The organism is Pseudomonas edaphica (genome assembly GCF_005863185.1).
Lineage (GTDB): Bacteria > Pseudomonadota > Gammaproteobacteria > Pseudomonadales > Pseudomonadaceae > Aquipseudomonas > Aquipseudomonas edaphica.
In genome coordinates this window covers 1-667 of record NZ_VBVZ01001111.1, presented here as the reverse complement: position 1 = coordinate 667, position 667 = coordinate 1, and the positions used below count along the sequence as shown (strand labels likewise).

Sequence of the window (667 nt, the reverse complement as noted above, 5' to 3'; positions counted from 1 at the left end):
GTATTACTTCATGCCCCACGTGATCTCCGAATTTCACAAGCTATACCCGAAGATTCGCCTGCGTGTGCTGGATGCCAGCGCCGGTGACGTGTGCAATGCAGTGGAAAGCGGTGAGGCGGATTTCGGCGTGAGTTTCAGCGGCAGCCTGGCCGATGAAGTGGAGTTCGAGTTGCTGTTCCAGGAGCGCTATGTGCTGGCCTGCCGCCGTGACCATGAGTTGGCCGAACGCGACAGCGTAAGCTGGGCCGAAGCCTACGAGCACGACTACATCACCGTCGACAAAACGTCGGGCAACCGCTTCCTGCTGGACCAGGCTTTGCGCGGCGTGCGGGTGAAAAAGCCGAGTATCTGCGAGACCCACCACGTGACCACCATGATCGGGCTGGTGGAGGCGGGGCTGGGCGTGGCGATGGTACCGTCGATTGCGATGCCGGCTTGCGAACACCCGATTCTGGTGAGTGTGCCGCTGATCGAGCCGCAGGTGATGCGCCATGTGGGCTTGATAAAACGCCGCGGGCGGACATTGCCGCCAGCGGCGCTGGAGTTGGAGCGGTTGGTGCGCGAGATGCCGTTTCGGTCAGTGTGAAACCGAGTCCAGGCCGGTGGATTGCACCACCGGTTGCGCTTCGGGCGAGGCCAGGAACTGCAGCAACGCCTTGGCCTGGGC

Annotated in this window: 1 protein-coding gene and 1 pseudogene; one reads left to right on the top strand and one right to left on the bottom strand. The window is 62.4% G+C overall.

What is annotated here, in order from left to right; genetic code table 11:
* On the top strand, window positions 1-586 hold a 586-nt coding region (locus tag FEM54_RS33560; protein ID WP_240792843.1), incomplete at its 5' end, for a LysR substrate-binding domain-containing protein.
* Here the strand turns inward: FEM54_RS33560 and FEM54_RS33555 are convergent.
* Window positions 578-667, bottom strand: a pseudogene (locus FEM54_RS33555) (substrate-binding domain-containing protein); the annotation flags it as partial. The gene FEM54_RS33560 and the pseudogene FEM54_RS33555 sit on opposite strands and share 9 nt — an antisense overlap.